This is a genomic window from Fuerstiella sp., assembly GCA_022447225.1.
GTDB lineage: Bacteria > Planctomycetota > Planctomycetia > Planctomycetales > Planctomycetaceae > S139-18.
In genome coordinates, this window is sequence record JAKVAZ010000012.1 from 205,362 (window position 1) to 220,102 (window position 14,741).

Genomic DNA, 14,741 nt, shown 5'->3' on the forward strand with positions numbered 1-14,741 from the left:
GGAATCCGGGACGGCATGGCGGCCGGACCACTGGTCAATCACCTTGACCGGTTTGTCGGCCCGCCGGGGACAGAACCGGTCCGAATTTTAGGGCAGCCCCAGGAACTGCACTGAGACTGAAATTCCAAACCGCCCTGAATTTCAAAGTCTAACGATTTTGTTGACAACGACGGCGCGAAACCAAGCCTGAAACATGCACTAACCAGGTAAACCCATATCACAACGAGACAGTCGACAAAGATCAGTACCAATTTCAAACCGTCTGCAGGCTGAGGGCCGCTGATCATAATGGCGACAACGTCGGGTTCGGAGGTCAAACCAAACGCATGGAAGATTATCGAAATGCTGATCGGCAGCGATCCGGTCGTCGATCGGCTTTCGCTGCAGGTCGCTGACACCGAGTGCGATGTCTTCTCCGGGCTCGAAGGGCGGTACAGGAGTCATCATGCAGCAGGCACCACAGTCATCGCACGACTCAATCACGGGAAGTACATGTGGCTTAGGCGCAGGAGAATCCGCATCCGAATTCACGTTCTGTCCGTTTACACAATGAGATCCCGCTGATGGATCAGTCTGACCCACTTTCGATTCCTCCTGCTGACGACCTCACGATCACAGGAATCGCGACCGACCTGCGAGCCGAGTCGATTACTCTGCGCATTCGCTGGTTCGGATTATGCGTCGGTTACATCCTTGTCAATTTCGGTGGTTTTCTCAATGAATCAGATTCCCGAAACGAGTTGGCGTTGAATGCCATTCTGTCGCTTGGAGCGGTTTATGCAGTGATTGATACATGGTGGAGCGCCCGAGGCAAGGTGTTTTTGTCAGAATTTCAACTCGCAGTGTCTGCAATGGAGGCACTGTTCATCGGGCTGCTGTGTTTCTTTGACGATGGTGTGCCGAGTCCGTTTCGATTCTACTATTTTCTGTCGCTGCTGGTCTGTGCTATCCGTCATACGCCGTCACTGACGTTTACAACGTTCGGCATGCACGCAGTTAGCTATTGTTTTCTGGGCCTCACGGCCACTCAAATGACCCCGAAAACATGGGTCACACTTGCCCTCACGGTACTCTTTCTGGGCTGGGCCTCCTGGGCGATCAACGCTCTCACCGGCCTTCTGAAGTCGGCCGGTGAACGTCTGGAGATACTGAATCTGGAGCTGCGTAATAATCAGGCCACATTGGAGTCACGGATTTCCGAACGAACGCAGGCACTCCAGGAATCCCAGGCGAGGATGGTACAGCAGGAAAAACAGGCGGCGTTTGGACTGCTGGCTGCCGGAATTGCACACGAAGTCGGCAACCCGCTCGCGTCCATTAGCTCAATTGTCCAGATGCTGAATCGTCGCAGGCAGGACGACTACACAGCCGGCCGACTGCATATGGTGGACGCTCAACTTCGTCGGATTCAGAAGATTCTGAGGGAACTGGTGGGATTCAGTCGGCCGGCCAGTCAGGACGTCACGACCGTGGATCTTCATGCTGTGATTTCGGACGCACTCAACATTGCCAAATACTACAAACGCTGGAAGGGGAAAAAGGTCGTCACGGAATTCAGTCCCGGGATGCCGATCCTGCGCACTGTTTATGACCAGCTTGTCCAACTGGTGCTCAATCTGGTTCTGAATGCCCTGGACGCAACAGCCGAAGGCGCCACAATCACCGTTTCTACGGACGTGCTCGCGGATGACGAACAGGTTGCTATTACGATTTCAGATCAGGGGCACGGGATTCCACTGGAAGTCCAGCAGGAGATTTTTAATGCTTACTTCACGACCAAGAGCACGGGAACCGGACTGGGACTGTTCGTCTGCCGTCAACTCGCTGAAACCGAACTTGGCGGCAGCATCGATCTGGTGCGTTCCGATTCCTCCGGCACCATTTTTCGTATTCGGCTTCCGCTGTGATGCCTGGCCCTGTTGATCAAGACGGAATGCCACAGTCGCCCGCACAATTCGTACTGATCTGGTTTTTGATGGCGGGCACAGCCGTTGTTGGCGGCTGCTCGAAGTCTGCTGTTCCAGGATCTTCGTCTGAGCGAAGTCAGATAACACATGAGCCTAAAGGAGATGACTTGCCGGTGGCTGCTGCCGATTCTGCGGTCACAGTGTCGGAATCTGACGCATCTCCTCCCGAATCTTCCACTGATGCCACCGTTCCCCGGTCAGATGGCAACGATCCGAAGCGTGCAGAAATCAATCGGGAATCGCTCTACAGAATTCCCCAAAACTCCCCCGAACTGAATCATCGGCGACTCGCTGCTGCGGGAATTCATGTTCTCGAATCCCGCCGTCTGATCCTGCTGACAGATCTGCCCCCGGAAATCGTTCAGGATCTGCCTCAGCTTGCCGATCACTATTTTGAGTTCCTGGAGCAGGTCTGCGGAAAAATCCGACCGGCAAGGTCCGGAGTCGACTTCAGGGCGATCGGCTGCCTGATCAACGACTTTGAATTGTTTCAGTCTGCAGGTCTGGTTCCGGATCGGGTCGTCAGTATGCGGCACGGTCAGCAGGTCGGATATCAATTCTGGATGCGGAACCAGGCTGACGAATACTACCGCCGGCATTTGTTGCTGCATGAATTCGCACACGTCTACATGACCTGTGACACGGGGCTGAGTAATATTCCCGATGGCTGGTTTATGGAAGGCGCCGCCGAAGTATTTGCAACTCATTCGACGTTCCATGGCAGGACGACTTTCGGTGTCATGCCGTCCGAGACGACGGAATTCGGGGGCTGGGGACGAATTTCGGCGATTCGGCCTCCACGGCGGGCTCGTTCAACTCCGATTTTCGAACGCCGGAAGATTCCGTCCATGCAGGAGGTTCAGTTTCCGACAGTCAACCCGCCCGTTGACGATGTGCGTTACGCCTGGTGGTGGGCACTGTCCTGGATGCTCAGCAACCACCCCGAATACAAAGACGACTGGGCAGGATTGTGTTACAGCCGGGGACAGAACGAATTTTTTCAAAAAATGACACAAATCCGCGAACGACATGGTCTGCGACTTTCAGCCGACTGGCTGCTGTTTGCTGAGTCCTTATGTGAAGGATTCGATCCTGGACGGGCGTTTGCCAAACATCGTGATCCGGATCAGGCAGCCCCCAAACAACTGGTTCTCTTTGCAGAACGAGGCTGGCAGGACAGCGGTCGGGACATGTTATCCGGCGACGTACTGTCCATCACCTGTACCGGCCGGTGTACCATCGAAGAAACAACGTCACCGTGGATTTCCGAACCCGACGGGGTGACTCTGGAATACCGTCAGGGACACCCTCTGGGACAGGTAGTTGCGGCACTTGTCAGTCCTGAAGCACAATGGATTTCTCAGCGGATCATCGTGGGAAGTGACTCAAAACTCACGACACCGCAGGCCGGTCGTCTGTGGCTGCAGATCAATGACAGCGCCGCGAGTCGTGCCGGAAATACGGGATCGTATGCTGTCACGATACACGAAGCTTCTGCGCTGACCGACAACGGCCAGTGAGTAGTTGTCTCCGGCCTGCCGGTCACGTACCGGTCAGTTACTCACTCCCGAACGGCCGGCCATACAGAACACGATGAGCAAACACTGATTAGCCTCGACGTTTCATCACAAACGCAATCAGGTCCCGCACCTGTTCTTTGTTCAGTGAATCCAGCAGACCGTCGGGCATTAAAGAGCGTCCTGTACGCACGCGTTCCTCGATATCTGAGATACCAAACACGAGCTTGTCTTTCTCCGTCTGAACAGTCACGGTGTTTGGAGTTTCTGCTACCACAACCCCCGTGATAATCCGTCCGGATTTCAGTGCAATGACCGAAATTGTGAACTGTTTGGGAACCACCGAACCTGGATCGATAATGTTCTTCAGCACGTAGTCAAGATTGTTGCGGTTGGCTCCTGTTAGGTCAGGGCCGATGGCACCGCCTTCTCCGTAAAGTTTGTGGCACGCGGCACAGGATTTCCTGAACAGGGAGGCACCGGAGTCCGTGTCTGCCGCTGCCAGGTTTTGGGGTGTCAGCAGGGTCTTCCATTTTAAAATGGCCGCCGTACGGGACTCCGGTGATTCGTTAAGGGTTCCCCAGTGAGATTCGAGTACTTCTTTGATTTCAGAGTCACCAAACGAGAGCAACTGGCGTACCTGAGAGGCAGTGAGGAGTGTCGCATCAATCCGACCGTCGACAATCGCCCGAACGAAATCAAGTGCGTAAGACCGGTGACTGCACAGTGTGTCAGTGGCTGCTTCTCTGCTGCCGTGCCGCAATCGTTCCCAGCGTCTGATCAGTTCCTGTGAAACACGAGGATCGTCGAAGCCGGCGAGGGCTCCTGCGACCCGGACATAGACGCCAGGATCATCAAGTGCTGACAGAAGCACGTCGACCGCTTCAGGGTCGCCATCTGCTGCGAGTGCATCGATGGCACGGAGGCGTGACGTGTGATCCCCGTTGCGGTTGGCAATCAGTTCGCGCAGTTCTTTGAGGGCGACTCCGTCACCGAACAGTACCGCGAGTTCCCCGACCATCTGACTGACCTGTGGATCGTCGAACTGCTGATACTGTTGAACTGTCGACTCCCAGTTATCGGGCTGCTTCAGATGAGTTTGTCCTCGCAGTCCCGTCAGTACCGCATTCAGGATCAGTTTCGCTTCTTCCAGACGATTATTTTGTTCATCTGTGGACGGCACGGATGCGTCAATACTGTTTCGATGCAGCACGTTCGCCACAAGCACACGATTTCGATCCCAGTCACTGGCCAGACGTCGCAAAATCCATGTTCGCAGAATCGGATCCCGAATCTTTCCCCGAAGCGGTAATCCGGTATGAGACGCTATTTTGACACAGTCGGATTCAATGCCATACCAGATCATTCGTCTCAACTGCGACTCGGACTCCGTTGCCTTCGGATCCGGTGACCGGCCGAGTAACGCCGTGGCGATACGAGGGCCCAGTGCTGATTCAGATTCGAACGGAAGCCTTTGCAGCGAAGCTGCAAAGCACATTTGAACAAACGCTGACCCATCACGTCGGCTCATATCGAAAAGGGAATCACCAAGCTCTTCCGTGAGACCGGGAGATTCTGTGATAAAACGAATGGCAGTCCCTCTGATATGTTCGTGCGGAGACCCCAGCAGTCGGGCGCCGACGTTAGCGTCAATCACGTTGCCGGACATACTGTTAAGGGACAGAAGCAGCCATGCCGCGTTCAGGCGGGTTCGTCTCCCAGGATCACTGCCTTCCGAAGAAACGGCACGCTGTGTCAACGTCGTCCTGACGCCCTCTAAAGACCCGACAGCATGTCGTTCCATGATCTGCCGCGCGGCTCGACGTCTGTGCCACTCATTAGTGCCGGCCGTGATTGCGGTTTCCAGCAGATCATCATCGTTCTGAACATTTACCCGAGGGACAATCGGCGCTTCGGAGCCATAAGAAATCCGATAAATTCGCCCACTGGTTCGATGGACACCGTCGCGGTCATGACATTCACCATTGTCGGACCAGTCGCTCAAAAAGACACAGCCACCCGGTCCGTACTTCAATTCAACACCCCGGAACCACGGAGTGTTGACTCTTAAAAAATCCGGCTCGTGACTGGCAACGTAAGTGCCCCCGTCTCTCTGCAGCCGATCAATATTGATGCATCGACCGTGTGTATTGCACATAAATATTTTTCCACGGTATTCCTCCGGAAAGTTGGTGCCCTGGTAAATCATGCCACCACAATGGCTGTGTCCTCCGCCAAAGTCTTTGGCTTTACCGTCCCGACTCTCGGTCCACCGGACGTTGTCGTCCCAGTGATAGTGATCGCTGCAGGGTCCCATGAGTTCGTAAAGGTAGGGATTGAAGTCCTGTCCGTACATGCGTTCATAGTGGGCTCCGGGAATGACATGCCACAAATGAGCAATCACATTATTGGTCATGAACAACTGGCCGTGCTTGTCGTAGTCCAGTCCCCAGGGGTTGGTCGTCCCGTGGCAAACAATCTCAAAGATTCGTCGTGTCGGATGAAATCGCCAGATACCCGCATTCATCGGATTGCGGTCTTTTGACGGCGTGTCTGGTGTCCCCGGCAGTGACGAATCGGTGATCCCATGACGTCCATACAGCCAGCCATCCGGGCCCCACAGCAATCCATTGACAAAATTGTGAGCGGCAGTTTTTGTCCAGCCGTTGATCATGACGATCGGTTCACTGTCAGGGATGTCGTCATTGTTCCTGTCCGGAATCAGAGACAGGGTGCCATCGTTAAGGACCCACAGACCACCAAAACCCCAGGTCAGACCGGTCAGCATATTGCCATCATCCCAGAATACCTTTCGAGAGTCGTGCCGTCCGTCACCATCGTGATCGTGCAGAATAATCACCCGGTCACGGTGATCGGGATCCAAATTTCCCTGCTTGTTGTACGTATAATTTTCGGCAACCCAGATGCGGCCGCGATCATCAAACTCGAAGGCGATCGGCTGTCTGACGTCCGGTTCACCGGCGAACAATGTGACCCGGAAGCCATCAGGAAGCTCAAACAGCCCCGGCATTTCCCCTGGGGCCGGAGGATGTTCACCGGAAGCCTGACTGTTGATCGGATCCGGAAAATCGTCGGCAAATGCGTCATTCAATGCTGAAACATTGATCAGCATCACACCCATTATCAGTTTGTTTGTGATCGTGGTCGAACGCATGCGGCGTTCCTTAAATAACAGAAGACAGAAACAGGGTTTGTTACTCGTATTTCAGCAGAGATTTTCAAGCGAGAGGTACGGGGCACCCGTTGCACTGTTGCTGGCAAAGCATTCAATTGCCGGAAGCTGATTCTGCAGGCAGTTCCAGTGCCTCCAAAATGGAAGCCACGTCGTTGTCGACCACAACAGGGGGATTGGCGTGAGGAGTTTCGGTAACACCGCTGGAAACGAGTTTCTTTGCGCGCAGGTCCTGGTCTGCAGAATGATAGGCTACCGTAAGATCCGGATCTTTCAGCTGATGACCGGTCAGTACACACACCACACGATCGTCTGCACCGATGAGATTCTGCTCCCTGAGATGACGTACCCCGGCCAGCGTGGCTCCGCTGGCCGGCTCGCAGCCGAATCCGGCCCCGGCAATCATAGCTCGTGCGTCCACGATTTCCTGATCAGTTACACTGCGGACCACACCGTCGCAGACATCGATAGCACGCAGTGCCTTTTCAAGGTTAACCGGACGATTAATCTCAATCGCTGACGCCAGGGTGCGGGCTCGTTCACTGCGGTCATTCATGGATTGATAGTAATCACCGATGGTTGATGAGTCCGGATGACCCGAATCCCATTCCAATTCATGTGTATTGACCAGTTGTTCCAGTGTGTGTGCGCCCGCTGCATTAATGATTGCCAGACGCGGTACCCGATCAATCAGCCCCAGTTGTTTGAGTTCCATGAACGCTTTGCCAAAAGCGCTGCAGTTGCCAAGGTTTCCGCCGGGTACCACAATCCACTCCGGAACCTCCCAGCCGAGTCCTTCGAGCACCCGCAGCATGATCGTTTTCTGACCCTCCAGGCGGAACGGATTAACGCTGTTACACAGATAGATCGGGTGCTGTTCACAGATCTCACGAACACGAGCCAGAGCATCGTCGAAGTCTCCTCGAATCTGCAACGTGCGGGCGCCGTAATCCAGTGCCTGCGACAATTTGCCATATGCGATCCGGCCGCTACCTACAAACACCACACATTGAAAGAGGCCGGAAACACCTGCATAAATCGCCAGGGAAGCACTTGTATTGCCCGTGGAGGCACAGGCCGTTATCCGGGCGCCAACCATATGCGCATGAGTGGATGCAGCAGTCATCCCGTTATCTTTGAAACTGCCGGAGGGATTCAGGCCTTCATACTGCAAAAACAGACGACCTGTATTCATTCCAAGTTGTGCGGCCAGACGGTCATTTTTCTGCAGAATTGTCTGTCCTTCTCCAATCGTTACGACCTGGTGATCAGGAGCGAACGGCAGCAGTTCCCGAAACCTCCAGACGCCACTGAAATCAAGAGGCTGCCGACGAGTGCTCCAGCGCGATTCAAATTCAGCGAGTGACCTGGGAACGGTGAGTTTGTCCCAGTCGTAACGGATGTCCAGCAACCCGCTACACTTTCTGCACGAGGTCAGGATCTCGCCAATATCGTAAGTTGCTCCACATTCAGGATGAATGCAGGCCTGATGCGAGTGATTCATGAACTCAAATCCTGGCAGGTAACTTCAAATCCCGAATTCGGCAGACGGACTGTCAGTAACAGGAACCCGGGATAATGATCTTATACGCAGATCGAGGCGTCGGTTCATCACCGATTACTGTGGATTCAGACGTTAAGAATGAACTGTTCAGCCTGGAAGTCCTCCCGAATCCGGTCAGCAGTGCCAATTGCCCCATACAGCCCTTGAAACAATGCCCCAAAGTTGTCATTCTGCCTCGCTCTGCTGTCGGCAACTGTCGTCAGTTATCTGCTTGAATTACAGTCATAGTCTATCCAGAACCCGTTTTACGGGTGGTTTTAGCCACGAGTCACATCAATGAGAATTCGCAAGGGTGACACCGTTGAAGTGATTAGCGGCAGCAGCAAAGGAAGTCGCGGTTCCGTTCTGGATGTCGACCCGTCCGGCGGCAAAGTTACCGTCGAAGGTGTAAACCGCGTTTATAAGCATGTCCGCCGGGGTCATCCGAAGAGTCCCCAGGGCGGTCGTCTGCATGTTGAGCTTCCTATTGATGTGTCAAAAGTTCAGCTGATTTGTCCGGAAACGAACAAACCCACTCGCGTCGGTGTGCGTGTCGCAGACGACGGAAGTCGGGAACTGTTCGCACGTCGTTCCGGAGCCACACTTCGTCAGCTTTCGCCGGCATCAAAGTAAATCAGTCCGCGGTCTGCCTGTTTACAGCCCCCTCGCGGCTTGACTGAAGTTTCTGTTCGCCTGCAGTCTCGTTGACGTCGTCTCGTGTATGACGGGTGTCCGGTCCGGAGTTTCCTCTGTTGCTACTGAATGCCCCGAAGCGCCAGGGCGATCGAGTGCCACGTTCAATCCAGGGTCGGAAGTTCGCCAACAGGACCCGGAGGTTTACGACCGTGACAGGAGGTTGTCTGCAGTCGGAAGCACACTTCACACCCAAGAAGGTTCGTGTATTTCTTAAATCGTCCTGCACCGTTCTGAAATTTTGTTTCCTCAACGCATTCCGACCGGCCCGAGCGTATTCAAAACCCGGAGAACATCACACCCTGTCCAGTTAACGTTGTCTAATAAACACGTTTCGGTACCAAACTTCGCTGTTATGGTCCGTCAACATGATGTGACCACAGCGATTCTGTCCGAAGCCCACACGTTCACTGAATTTGCTGTTCGCAATTGCGTCATTCCAGCGGGAAGTTCCTGTGTACTCATCAATTGTTAACTGTCCGTTGATCCAGTGTCGAATCCGACTGCCCTGAACAAGAACTTTGCCAACATTGAACTGATCATCCATCCTGCGTCGAGTTCGATCAGGCCTGGGCGCAAAAACATCATAAAGCGACGCTGTCAGTTTATTCCGGTCCAGATGAGAAAACGCGTCGTCATCGAGTATCTGATATTCACAGCCCAGCAAAGATGTTCCGTATTTTTGAACCCGGTATTTGATGCCGCTGTTGCCCCCGCCGGAAATGCGGAATTCAAACCACAATTCAAAGTCACCATATTTTTTCCGCGTAATAATGTTGCCGCCCTTTTCTTTGAGGTGCAGCGTCCCGTCCGCATCAAAGACCCAGCCCTGTTGCACGTTTTCACCCGTTTGTGTCATCCAGTGATCGAGGGATCGGTTCAGTAACAGGTCGGTGTACTGGGCTTCTGAGACACCACCGTAAACCACACATGCCGTAACGGTGACAGTCATTGCAACAACAGCGTTCACGTTCAGTCTTTCCGCAGATAAACAGTGATCAGACGCTCAATAGGAAACAAAACGGTGCTGTTCGCTGAGTGTCAATTCCCGCTGTAAAGTCTCAAGTCGAAACAGGAGAATCACGTCAACAGTTCACCGGACCAATTTTTCGCCGCCGGTCGCCTGACAAACCACGCGGACATTTACCAAACAATAGCAACACCACTCACCCGTTTGCCAATCAGAACTGCACCTGGATTAGTTAATTTAGGATGACTGGTGAGAATTGGCGCGAATATCCCGGCCTGAGGCCGGCCGGCATTTTGTGCCGAACCCGTATGGCCAAACCCTTCCCGTTCCAATAACTTCCTCCCACCTGACTCGCCGGTTTCTGTGAGTCGGCTCGGTGAGTCACTGTCGCTCCACAGGAAGTGTTAAGCGATTCCAGTGACTCTGCTGCCAGATGTATCGGTGACAACAATCAACAGGGACAACGTTCAGCAGGGATGCAACCATGAACGGAATACGTTTCGTCCACACAGATCATTTGCGCCTCGCCGAAAGTATCGCCGGACTGGCAGCGGCCCCGGACTGGCTCCGGCGTCTGGCTCGTGATGCCACCCGGGGAGCAGTCTCCCGCATCTTTGATATCGCCATTACTCAGAATGTGGACTTTGTCTTGATCGGCGCCATTTGTGGTCAGGCAGATGCGTTTCATTCAAGCGTCATACGCTGGCTGGAGGCACCTGTTGAGAAACTGCGTGAACATGGCATTCAGGTCGTGATCGCTGCAACGCGACACCCGGAATCGAAATTACCGGCAGACTATATAATTCAATCGGATGAGTGCCTCTACGCGACCCGGAATGCCAATCGCGTTCAACTGACAGTGGGTAGGGCAGACCTCCCTTTGGAATCAGAACTTGCAATCGGGACTGCGTCATCCGGTGTTTCTTCCCGCGCAAAATGCAGCTATTTGATTCGTTCCGGGATCCGATACAGCATTGGCGCATCACACGATCATTCGCCTGTCTATTCAGCCGGAGCACCACAATCACACGGCCCGCACGAACAGGGCGAATTCGGTTGTCTTGTGGCAGAAGCCAATCCTGACACCGCACAGATCGACGTGGTTTTTGAGCCAACAGATCCACTGCGTTTCGAAACCCGAAGAATTCAGAAATCATCGATCATCACAAGTCAGGATATTGCCGATGCGATCATCGAAGAGTCACGTGCAATGGCTCGTCGGCAGCGCCGGACGACTATCGTCGACTGGTTTTTCGACAGCCCCTTCGAATGCACAGGCGCCATCGATTCGTGGCGTGAAGAGAATATTCTGAAGTCCGTGCGCAGCACGTTACAGAAGGGGCACCTGGGAGTCTGGCCGAGGCGGATCAAGATTACAGCTTCAGATGTACGTCTGGCTGATCCATTCGATTCACAGGCTGCTCACGAACTGGCTTCGTTGTTGTTCGATAACACCGGAGACACAAATCAAAGAACAACCGCTGCTTTTGCGGAACTGGTCACCGGAACGAGGTTATTGCGTCAGGCGGCCTGACTAACACAAACACGAATCCTCTGCGGGACTGTGTTCATCGGATAACCGTAACTCCCACTTGACGTCGACATGACCCCGATCTGCCGGCAAAAGGAATATGTAGAAATGCGATTGAACGAGATTCACGTGAATCAGTCGGGTGTTCTGCAGGAGTTCTCTGTGGACAGCATTCCGGAGTTGAGTGTTATTCACGGTGGCCATGGCTGTGGCAAAACGACTCTGGTCAGTTTTATTGCCGACATGCTGTGTTGTGCGGATTTACAAACAACACAGCGACCGGACGAAACAACGATCGGAAGTGTCCGCGTTTCAGATTCAGAGTCTGGTCACAGCTGGACGCTGTTGCGTTCTGTATCAGCCGACGGAAACGAAAAAACGTCCGTGCAGTGCGATGAAAATTCCGAACGTTCTGCCGTCCCAAAACCGTGTTTTCCTGACTGGGTCTCTCACCAGGTGTTTCAGGAAGTCCTTTGCCCGGGAGATCAGCAGGCGGATCAGTTTGCGGTCCTCACTGCGCTTTGTCTGGAAACCGGAAGTTCGAAGGAGAATCAAACAGAAATCGGCCGGGCAGAAAAAGCGATGGAACAGGCCCGTGGGGAACGCCAGGGCACTGCACAGAAACCTGGTTTAAATCAGCAAATCTCCGAACTGGAACATCAGCGAAACGCTCTCAACAATGAACTCAGCAGCCTCAGGCAGTGCGATCCCGCGATGCCCGCTGAAATTTGCTCAATCGAAGATCGAATTTCCGCATTGAAGACACGCTGTCTCCAGATTGATAACGAGCTTGAAGGAACTGGTAAGAAACCGATAGACCTGGAGTCCTGTACAGCAGTATCCGATCCTCAGAATCTGCTGGCACTGAATCAGCAGCACCTGCGGGCCCTGAAGGCGGAACTGACTTCGCGACGTGACCAGTGGGGTGAAATTCGTGACCTGATCGATCAGGAAACTCGGGCAATTCAATCTTTCGGATCTGCGGCGGGCAATCGGTCAGCGTATTCGGTTCGAGCGCTGGTGAGCCGTCTTGAAGAAAGAATGCGCCAGCAGGGAACCGGTCGTTCGGATCACTGGCACAGCAACGTGGAACAGGAAGTCGCTGCTTTGTGTCAATTCGTGACGCAACAACAGGAGGCCTCACAGGCGTTCGAGCGACGGTTCGAATCGCAACATGCCGCTGAGGCATCGAACAGTATCCACCGCATCGAATCGCAGTTGCAGGATCAGATACTGGCGTTGCAGGAAGAACTGACTCGAGCGAATAACATTCTGGCTGATTCGATGCACCATGATCCTCCCGGCTGCGGGTCTTCGTGGCACAGCGACTATCGTTGTGATCACAGCCTTCCGGTTTCCAGCCGGCAGTCGCTCGAATCAGAGCCGGAAGCCGTAAAGGAACACCGTTCTCTGCTGATTGAGGAATCCACTCAGAATCTCGAGGAGAGCGAACGTCTGACTGCTCGTCTCGAGATTCTTCGTCAGAAAGTTACGACAATTCCGTCTCTTGAAGAAATTGATGATCTGCAAGCCCGTCTGGCAGAAGTCGAAGCTCGTATGGATCTGCTGGTCAGCCAGCGAGAAACATTGCTGCGAACAGAAACGACGCTGCAACAGATTGTGGAATGTCTGCCGCGACAGCAACAGTGTTTGGTCTCTGAAGTTGCCACACCATGGCTCCGGCGAATCACCCTGGGCGAATGCGTCCGAATTCTGGTTGATTCGGATCGATCTGAATTCATAGTTCACACGACAACATCATCTGAACCTTTACGAATCGCGCAGTTAAGCCAGCAAACACAACAGCAACTTGCCATGGTGCTGCGTCTGGCGCTGCTTCAGGCACGCTCCGGAACTTCTTCCCGATTACCTCTCATTATCGACGACGTGTTTGTTGCGCCAGATGATGAACGAGGTGCCGCAGCGGCTGATCTGCTGCGGGACGTCGCCGCAGCAGGCCAGCAGATCATCGTCCTGACAAGCCAGGAGGATGTCCGCGAACGGCTCGCAATTCGCGGAGCGACAGTTTACAGCTTCACCGCAGTCCAAAATTCTGATCCGTTCCCGACTTCGCAACCGCTGTCCAATGCAGTGACAGCACCTTCGCTTGATTTCAAGACATTCTCCGATACGGCCGAAGAATGTTCCCAACCCACCCAGGCTCAGCTGATTTCTCACCAGCATGATTCTCACTGGTTGTTTTACCTGGAACCCCAACACTCAGTCAGCGATCTTTCCGGAATTGAGATCAATGAACTCAACGGACTCACAGCTGTTTCAGTTGACACGATTGACCAACTGCTGACCTGTGCCGTGAAAGACGTGACCGAGGGAATCCAAAGTGCCGGTTTTTTCATCACCCAGGATCGGGTCGAAGAACTTCGCAAACAGGCTGTGCTGGCGGTATGCGTGCCGATGCTGCGTCAGCGTGATGCTGAACTGCTGGTGTCTGCCGGGATCGAGAACACACGACAACTGGCTCGACTAAGGCCTGAAGCGAGTTTCGATCTGGTCCGGCAGTTTCAACAGTCGGAGTCAGGAAGACGCTTTCTGCGCAATGGCAAAACAATTGACAGGCAGCAGGCAATCAGCTGGAACCGCTGGGCTTTGCATGCCCGGACCATCGAGGGGGCGTGTGCAGCGGCGTCCGTCCGTAATTCACGGACCCCGGACGGTGTGGGAATCCTGTCATCATCACAACGCAGTCAAAAAGGCTTTGGTCCTCTTAGAGATCGTGTTTCAGGAAAACCCGAATCACAATCGCGTGTGCGAGCCCGAGTCTCCCGTGACACCCGTCGCCGGCGTGAAATTCGCAGTGCACGACGACGACTGCAGCTGGGAATGAACAACCCGGTGAACATCAATAACTCCACCGGGCAGGGCACTGAACTGAAGTTCTGCCTGAATCGTTCCAATGATGTTGATGCAGCTCCGTCCATTGGCTCGAAAACGGCTTTGCGACTGGTTCGTGTCGGTGTCAGGACGATTCATGACCTGCTGGAAAGCGATGCCGATACCCTGGCGACGTTGCTCGATAACCGCCGGATCACGGCATCGATTATCGAGCAGTGGAAGTCTCAGTCGACTCTGGTCTGTACCATCCCAAAGCTCCGCGAGCATGACGCCAGGATTCTTGTTGCCTGCGGTAAAACGGATGCACACGAAATCGGCAATTTGTCTCCCGAACAGCTGTTTTCAGTCGTTCAGTCGTTTTGTGAGACAACAGAAGGGGCTCGGATTATCCAGGATGGCAAAAAGCCGGATCTTCAGGAGGTTTCAGACTGGATTTCGTGGGCGCGGCGGTCACGGCCTTTGAAGGCCGCATGA

General features: G+C 53.8%; 9 protein-coding genes. 6 read left to right on the top strand and 3 right to left on the bottom strand.

What is annotated here, in order from left to right; all coding sequences use genetic code 11:
• Positions 1-288: 288 nt before the first annotated feature.
• The 3 genes from MK110_14990 to MK110_15000 are packed head-to-tail and all read left to right on the top strand — an operon-like array spanning position 289 to position 3,487.
• Entirely contained in the window at positions 289-564 is a 276-nt protein-coding gene (locus MK110_14990; GenBank protein MCH2212608.1) for a hypothetical protein, read from the top strand.
• Complete coding sequence (locus tag MK110_14995; GenBank protein ID MCH2212609.1) at positions 564-1,907, top strand: ATP-binding protein; 1,344 nt, start codon at positions 564-566, stop codon at positions 1,905-1,907. The genes MK110_14990 and MK110_14995 overlap by 1 nt, the downstream gene beginning before the upstream one ends.
• 26 nt (positions 1,908-1,933) lie before the next feature.
• Positions 1,934-3,487, top strand: a complete 1,554-nt coding sequence (locus MK110_15000) for a hypothetical protein (GenBank protein ID MCH2212610.1) — start codon at positions 1,934-1,936, stop codon at positions 3,485-3,487.
• A gap of 88 nt (positions 3,488-3,575) precedes the next feature.
• Here MK110_15000 and MK110_15005 read toward each other — a convergent pair whose 3' ends face one another.
• Both MK110_15005 and thrC read right to left on the bottom strand, forming a co-directional pair.
• Entirely contained in the window at positions 3,576-6,659 is a 3,084-nt protein-coding gene (locus MK110_15005; GenBank protein MCH2212611.1) for a c-type cytochrome, read from the bottom strand.
• 112 nt (positions 6,660-6,771) lie between these two features.
• Positions 6,772-8,181 (bottom strand): threonine synthase, encoded by a 1,410-nt coding sequence (thrC, locus tag MK110_15010; GenBank protein MCH2212612.1) that lies wholly within the window; start codon positions 8,179-8,181, stop codon positions 6,772-6,774.
• Positions 8,182-8,517: 336 nt separating this feature from the next.
• On the opposite strand from thrC, the gene rplX reads away from it, so the two are divergent.
• The gene (gene rplX, locus MK110_15015; GenBank protein ID MCH2212613.1) at positions 8,518-8,853 is read left to right on the top strand and encodes a 50S ribosomal protein L24; all 336 of its coding nucleotides are present in this window, start codon (positions 8,518-8,520) and stop codon (positions 8,851-8,853) included.
• A 370-nt stretch (positions 8,854-9,223) separates the two neighbouring features.
• On the opposite strand, the gene MK110_15020 is transcribed toward rplX, so the two are convergent.
• A complete protein-coding gene (locus MK110_15020; protein MCH2212614.1) occupies positions 9,224-9,883 on the bottom strand; it encodes a DUF1080 domain-containing protein in 660 nt (219 codons plus the stop codon).
• Positions 9,884-10,367: 484 nt separating this feature from the next.
• Here MK110_15020 and MK110_15025 point away from each other — a divergent pair, with 484 nt between their 5' ends.
• On the top strand, positions 10,368-11,417 hold the full coding sequence (locus MK110_15025) for a hypothetical protein (GenBank protein MCH2212615.1): 1,050 nt from the start codon (positions 10,368-10,370) through the stop codon (positions 11,415-11,417).
• 105 nt (positions 11,418-11,522) lie between these two features.
• Positions 11,523-14,741 carry a DUF4332 domain-containing protein gene (locus MK110_15030; GenBank protein ID MCH2212616.1) on the top strand — a complete coding sequence of 1,073 codons (3,219 nt, stop codon included), beginning with the start codon at positions 11,523-11,525 and terminating at the stop codon, positions 14,739-14,741.

Coding starts and splice junctions, on each gene's coding strand:
- rplX (MCH2212613.1), top strand. CDS start 8,518: ATGAGAATTCGCAAGGGTGACACCGTTGAAGTGATTAGCGGCAGCAGC.
- MK110_15025 (MCH2212615.1), top strand. CDS start 10,368: ATGAACGGAATACGTTTCGTCCACACAGATCATTTGCGCCTCGCCGAA.
- MK110_15005 (MCH2212611.1), bottom strand. CDS start 6,659: ATGCGTTCGACCACGATCACAAACAAACTGATAATGGGTGTGATGCTG.
- MK110_15000 (MCH2212610.1), top strand. CDS start 1,934: ATGCCACAGTCGCCCGCACAATTCGTACTGATCTGGTTTTTGATGGCG.
- thrC (MCH2212612.1), bottom strand. CDS start 8,181: ATGAATCACTCGCATCAGGCCTGCATTCATCCTGAATGTGGAGCAACT.
- MK110_14990 (MCH2212608.1), top strand. CDS start 289: ATGGCGACAACGTCGGGTTCGGAGGTCAAACCAAACGCATGGAAGATT.
- MK110_14995 (MCH2212609.1), top strand. CDS start 564: ATGGATCAGTCTGACCCACTTTCGATTCCTCCTGCTGACGACCTCACG.
- MK110_15030 (MCH2212616.1), top strand. CDS start 11,523: ATGCGATTGAACGAGATTCACGTGAATCAGTCGGGTGTTCTGCAGGAG.